At 56.0% G+C, this 6,000-nt stretch carries 8 protein-coding genes; 2 read left to right on the top strand and 6 right to left on the bottom strand.

What is annotated here, in order from left to right; all coding sequences use genetic code 11:
- A partial coding sequence (locus MRBLMR1_RS20300; protein WP_500065914.1) for a hypothetical protein occupies nt 1-189 on the top strand: 189 nt, incomplete at its 5' end.
- On the opposite strand, the gene MRBLMR1_RS20295 is transcribed toward MRBLMR1_RS20300, so the two are convergent.
- From MRBLMR1_RS20295 to MRBLMR1_RS20280, 4 genes are all read right to left on the bottom strand, one after another.
- Nucleotides 179-442 carry a hypothetical protein gene (locus MRBLMR1_RS20295; RefSeq protein WP_500065912.1) on the bottom strand — a complete coding sequence of 88 codons (264 nt, stop codon included), beginning with the start codon at nt 440-442 and terminating at the stop codon, nt 179-181. The two genes, MRBLMR1_RS20300 and MRBLMR1_RS20295, sit on opposite strands and share 11 nt — an antisense overlap.
- Before the next feature lie 63 nt (nt 443-505).
- Entirely contained in the window at nt 506-958 is a 453-nt protein-coding gene (locus MRBLMR1_RS20290) for a pyridoxamine 5'-phosphate oxidase family protein (RefSeq protein WP_148144219.1), read from the bottom strand.
- A 93-nt stretch (nt 959-1,051) separates the two neighbouring features.
- The gene (locus tag MRBLMR1_RS20285; RefSeq protein WP_148144218.1) at nt 1,052-1,513 is read right to left on the bottom strand and encodes a TspO/MBR family protein; all 462 of its coding nucleotides are present in this window, start codon (nt 1,511-1,513) and stop codon (nt 1,052-1,054) included.
- 74 nt (nt 1,514-1,587) lie between these two features.
- Nucleotides 1,588-1,845: a DUF982 domain-containing protein gene (locus MRBLMR1_RS20280; RefSeq protein WP_148144217.1), complete on the bottom strand. Its 258-nt coding sequence runs from the start codon at nt 1,843-1,845 to the stop codon at nt 1,588-1,590.
- A 443-nt stretch (nt 1,846-2,288) separates the two neighbouring features.
- On the opposite strand from MRBLMR1_RS20280, the gene MRBLMR1_RS20275 reads away from it, so the two are divergent.
- A complete protein-coding gene (locus tag MRBLMR1_RS20275; RefSeq protein ID WP_500065909.1) occupies nt 2,289-2,675 on the top strand; it encodes a hypothetical protein in 387 nt (128 codons plus the stop codon).
- Nucleotides 2,676-2,693: 18 nt separating this feature from the next.
- On the opposite strand, the gene MRBLMR1_RS20270 is transcribed toward MRBLMR1_RS20275, so the two are convergent.
- A complete protein-coding gene (locus tag MRBLMR1_RS20270; protein WP_500065907.1) occupies nt 2,694-4,652 on the bottom strand; it encodes an ABC transporter ATP-binding protein/permease in 1,959 nt (652 codons plus the stop codon).
- Between the two features lie 252 nt (nt 4,653-4,904).
- Complete coding sequence (locus MRBLMR1_RS20265) at nt 4,905-5,804, bottom strand: hypothetical protein (RefSeq protein WP_500065905.1); 900 nt, start codon at nt 5,802-5,804, stop codon at nt 4,905-4,907.
- Nucleotides 5,805-6,000: the final 196 nt, after the last annotated feature.

Here is a 6,000-nt window from a genome sequence, read left to right as displayed (position 1 = left end):
GACACGTCGCCTCAACGAATTGACAACAATACCTGCCTGCAGACCTCCTCGGAAGGGGGCGAGATCATCCCGGAATCACGGGGCGCAATCATCTCGGAACAAAGGGGCGGCTTCATCGGAATCAGCATCGATTCCATTGACGTTGTAGGTATCGATCGTCATCGAAGCGCTCGCATCATCAATGCGTAGTTTTGAGCGCTACGTTGTCATCTTCGAGATCACCATTACTCAACGCGTCGTACCGGTTTTTCGGTTTGCCGCCTCGGGTCCCGAAGCCTGTCAGCTCGATCATGACACGCTTGGCTTGCTCCACGATGCGGTCTTCGTCCGACAATTCGTGGTCGGTTACCTTCACTGATACGGCCTCCCCGTCATCTCCGACGAAATCGACGACCCAGTGACCGGCGCCTTCATGCTGGACGCGTGTATGTTTGAGGCTCATCGTCATCCTCTCACTCGATAAAATTGAAGCTCGCCCGGGTCCTGCCAGTCCATCACGCAAAACTCAGCAAGCTTCGCGCTTTGCGAGAGGGATGCGGCCGTTCTCCTCGCCGTCCCAGTATTGTATCTCGGTGGCCGAGACCTTGATCAGCACGATTCCAGCGGTATCGATCCCTTCCGGAAACCACCGCTCAAGGTCTTTGACCCAGTGAGCCTCAAACTGCGCCTTGTCACGGATCAGGCTTGCGGTACCGTCGATCGCCAGGAATATGCCGGGCTCACCGAGTAAGCTGGGTGGCGCGGTAAACGTCAGGCCGACGCGAGCGTCTTGCTCGATGTCGCTGACCTTACGGGTCTGATCGTATGAGAAGAAATAGGAGTCGCCGTCATAATCGACGTCACCATTGTTGCTCATCGGGCGAACGCTGAACACGCTAGGTTCGTTCTTCGTTTGGAGCATGCAGAAATCGATTTTCTGCAGCTGTTTTGATAGTTCTTCCAAGGTGTGCGCCGCCATGTGGCTCTCCAGAAGTCGAGGACGTGCCACTGAAACTCGCTGCCACAGCGTTCGTTCCGTGGATGCCGGGCCGGGAGCCTGTGCCAACCTCTTCTAGTTCAGAAAGAAGATGGCGGCATTGAGCGACGTCGCGTAGGCAAGCCAGAGCGCATAGGGCACGAAAGACCATCGGGCCACTCGGTCTTGGGCCTTGATCAGAAAAGCCATGACCACCAGAAGTAAGCAAACGATGACGGCAAGGCCTAAGCCGACTTGGCGAAAACCAAAGAAGACTGGTGTCCAGGCCCAGTTCAAAAGCATCTGCAAGGTCCACAGGCGGAATAGTGTGGAACTCAAACCATGACCGATTGTGACCCGCCAACCGGCGATGGCAATGAGGATGTAAACTAATGTCCACGCCGGCGCGAACAACCAGTTCGGGGGCGTAAACCACGGTTTCACCAACGTCTCGTACCAATCGCCGGGTCGGATGGTTATCCCAAGGGTGAAGCCCGTGATGAGTACGAGCGTCAGGAAAATACCGAGAGTTCCATAGTGTTTACGTGTTGTATTCAATGCAAACGACCTTGCAGATTGAAGCGTTCGTTACTAGTCAGGTGTAGAGTGAGGTCGGCATGTCTGGCGCACGCTCAATGCCGGCGGAGATCGAATTGTTTGCGAGCTTCGGCCGCCGCCGCTTCAAAAGCTACTCGTGCCTCATCGATCGTCTTGTATCCAGCAATCGCGCCGCGGCAGGCGCTTCGCGCGCGGACGAAATCCAGCCCCTGTGAAGCAGGCCAGTTTTCCATCATGTGTGCAAGCGCTTCGAACGGGCCGCTCACCTTATGTGAGCCGTTTGGCAAGGCGATCTCAACAGGCTCTTTCCATCGTGCGTTTGGACCAGACATAATGCTCTACTCCCTACATATCTGCGGCGTGAGAACGTCGAGTGGCGGGACAAGTTCCGATCTCAGCGATAATATTAGGCAATGGATACAAAGGAAGTCAGGCCTCGATCGCGAGCTTGCTCGCTTTAAGGACTGCTGCCATCTGGCATGCCTGAGACGGACATCGCATTAATCAATCAGCCTTTCGCGCGATATCTGTTGGTTCGACCTCTTCGAATTTGTCGCTTGCGATGGAACAGTGAACGCCGCGGGCCTGCTTGATCAAACACCTTGGAAACTCCGCGCGGCGGGCGACGGGTTCAGGGCTGCGCGCGCCGGTTGCGGTTCACATAAATGAGCACTTGCACGCCCGCCTTCGCAGGAACCTTCTCTTTTGCTACCGGTTTTACGGTATCCGCGGTGTGGCCGTACGGGCTGCAAATCTCGCTGTGAAGGGTCAGCATATGTCTGCTTTGTTTGAGGCCAATTGCAAACCGGAATGGATTTTACTGGTCGCGGGAGACGATACCGGCTTGCGACGTCAGCAGCTGGATGAACTCCAGCTACACGTGCAAGAGCTACAGGAACGGGCAATCGTTGTTTTCGAGGTTTCACGAACCGAAGTTACGGCCCTCGAGCAAGGCTGTCGCTGCGTGGCAGGTCCGGCCGATGTTGCCAAGACTTACAGATTCACCTTCGACCGCTTCACGGCCTCCCTCGTTGATGGAAACGATTCCGTGAAATGGGTGGCACCAATCCCAGTATGTTTTGCAGACATAGTCGCGACTGTCGAAGAATTACCGCATCGTGAAGCAGAGAACGCAGCGAGGGGGCCATCGTTATCTGGTTAACCTCTGGCTGGACTGCAGTCAATGTCGATCCTTTCTCTTCCCCCACATCCGAGAGATTGACATGCGGTTCCCTTTCTTCGGAATGAGGTCCACGTCGCTGACAAGCCTTGCCCCGCCATCCCGTTTTTCAAGAGTGATCTTTCGGCTGTGAAATGCCTCAAGCTCTGCTCGGTGACCAACACTCAGTATCGTAACATCCGGCAACTCATTAATGACCGTCTCCATGATCTTGTCCTGGCTTTTGTCATCCAGCGCCGAAGTTGCCTCATCCAGTACAACAATGTCGGGGGCATTCAGCAGAAGCCGGGCAAACGCCAGCCGTTGTTTTTCGCCGCCGGACAAGGTGTGGTCCCAAGGGGCTTCATCGGCGATCTTGCCCTTGAGATGTCCCAAGCCAACTTTCTCCAGCGCTGAACCGATTTCTTCGGTGCCCCAGCTATCAGCTTCTTGCGGATAAGCGACCGCCCGGCGAAGTGATCCAGTCGGAATATAAGGCTTCTGCGGAAGCATGAACAATCGAGCGTTGGCACGGAAATTGACACTTCCTTCGCCCCAAGGCCATAGCCCTGCGATTGCCCGCACCAATGTGCTTTTGCCAGAGCCGGACTCTCCGGCTACCAGCACACGCTCGCCCGGTTCAATCTCTACTTGGGTTTCCTTCACGACGGCTCTACCGTCACCGAGGGACACGGACAGATCGCGAAGACTGAGCATGGTATTGTCAGCAGCTTCGCCTCTGGCGATGCGGCCGAGGCTGTCGCTGGTTTCGGCGCGTTCGAGGCCGTCTAGCGACATCATCAGCGACGCGACGCGGCGAGCACAGGCGTTCCAGTCTGCAAGACGGGGATAGTTATCGACCAACCACCCAAAGGCAGTCTGGACTATGGTAAACGCCGATGCTGCCTGCATGACTTCACCAAGTGACATGCTTCCATCTAGGAATTTTGGCGCGCATAGCAAGACCGGCACCACGGGAGCAATCAGCATCGATCCGTGCGAGACGAGCGTAGTGCGCATATATTGATGAGCAAGCTGGCGCCATTGCTCACGCACCTTCTGAAACGTTTTGTCGAGATCGTTTCGCTCCTCTTCTTCACCTCCGAGCAGAGCAATGCTTTCGCCATTCTCCCTAACCCGAGTGAGTGTATAGCGAAACTCGGCCTCGACCTGGTTCTTGACCTCGGAGACCTGCACAAAATTGCGGGCGATGTAAGCGATCGAGCCTGACGTTACGAATGCGTAGATCACCGCGGCGACAACGAGGAACCCCGGGATCGTAACAAGCGATCCACCGACCGGCAGTGTTAAGGCGCCGCCGATCGTCCAGAGTACGAAGATGAAGGTCGAGGCAGAGAGAAAGGCAGAGATGACACCTGACACAAAATCCACTGGAGACTCGGTTGCGATCCGCATGTCTTCGGAAATTCGTGCTTCCGGGTTTTGATGGTCTCCACCGATCAGGTTCAGTTGGTAATATCTACCATTGGCAAGCCAGCGCGCGATCAATGCCTTTGTCAGCCAGGAACGCCAACGTCGCTGGATCAGCATCCTCACGAATACCTGAATGGTAACCAAGGCTACGCTGCCTAGTACCAGCGGCGGGAACAGAGCTCCCAGATAATAGACCGACGAGGCATTGCGTTGCTCGATTGCGTCGAAAATTTCTCTGTTCCAGACGTTAATTCCATATTGGAAACCGACGTTCAGACCAATCAACGCGAGGAGACCAATGGAGACTGGCCATGCCAGACGGTCACCACGACGGCTCCAATAGCCGCGCGCACTGATCCAGAAGCGCTTTAAAAGATAGGATTTGCGGGCCTGCTCGGCTTCCTCCGGTGACATTGCATGATCGGGCTCAATGGCCTCAGGTACCGGCTCAGCCTCTGAGTGTTCTTCATCCTTCGGTGGAGAGACTTCAGCACCCTGGAATGTTGCAAGTTTTTCAGTGGTGGGGTCGATTTTGCGATCACTCATGAGCCCCTTAACGGCGCTTGAGATAAAAGGTTTCACGCTTTGATGATGGAATTTCAATACGCTGATTAATGGGCGAGCCCGGGCTCATCCCTCTCGTCATTCAAGGAGGAAACCAACGTCTGGACATCTCGTCGCTCTTACTCCGGCGGGCCTGAAGGCACTGAAGCTTTTTCGCGAATGCATCCGGGACTACGTGATGAAGATTGGCGAAGTCGCGTCGGCTGGGTTGTCATCGCCGACGCGTAGAACGTGTCAGAACCTAGCGATAAGTGCGGCTTCTTCGTCGTCTCGCTGTCGTCCCCCAAGTGCCGCTGCCGCAGAAGCGATGAAGGCACCTACCAAGAGCGAGAGTGCGCCAAGCATCGCTGTTGTGGAGGCTGACTTACGAGCCTTTTCTGCTGCTTCCTGCGTTTCAACTTTCGCCTGTGCGATCCGCTGCAGCACGGCATCGACGCGCGCTTTTGCTTCCTCGGGCGTGAGCCCAGTGCGAGACGCCACGACGGCCGACAAGTAGGTCTTGTCTTCGTCGGGCATCGAACCAGCCGTTGCGGAATTGAGGAGGATACGGGAAACCTCCGCAACTGCGGCCGCATCGTCAGTCTGCACGCGACTGCGCAGATCCTGGGGACGAAGCAAGGCATCAGTGAAATATCCGGCCGCCCCGCTAGGATCTGTGTTGTCAGTGCTGCCGGATGTAGCGCCGGCAATCGTCGCAGTCGAGGTGGCAGATGCCAATGCTTGAACCCCGCCGCCTACAAGGCTTGTGAAAGCAGATCCGGCCAATCCTGCAACGACCACTGTTGCAAGCGCCCAACTGAGAAAGCCGTGCGCGGTGTCCCGAAAAAACACCTCGTCGGTATGCACGCCGGCCCATTTCGTGCGCAGCCGCCCCGTCAGATAGCCGCCGAGCGCGGAAGCGAGCCACTGGACCACCACAAACCAGATTGCTGCCGTGATACTTACTGTGGTGAATGAAGCGCTTTCTCCCGACCATGGCGAAACCATCGTCAGGCCAACGCCGGCCCCCAGCAGAAGCAGGATGAGCGCAGTGGCCGCTGCAGCGACCGCGCCACCTATTACCGGACCCCAACTGAGAGCCGAGGCCGAGGATTCAACTCCGACATCTGATACACCAGATTGATAGAGAGGCATGTCATTCTCCTAGCGCATAAATAGAACAAGAAGGATGACGATCGGCAACGGCACGCCGAGAAGCCAAAGAAGAATACCGCGACCCATAATAACCTCCGATAAACGACTTGTTGTTGGTATCGCCTGAACGCTTCTGAAACTTCCCGGTTCCTCGTCATGTTGCTTTGTACGGTCTTCGAGAATTTCTGCCCATGAG

The organism is Neorhizobium sp. LMR1-1-1.1 (assembly GCF_040675795.1).
GTDB classification, from domain to species: domain Bacteria; phylum Pseudomonadota; class Alphaproteobacteria; order Rhizobiales; family Rhizobiaceae; genus Neorhizobium; species Neorhizobium cellulosilyticum.
The sequence above is the reverse complement of the archived record's forward strand: the minus strand, read 5'-3'. Positions and strand labels throughout refer to the sequence as shown.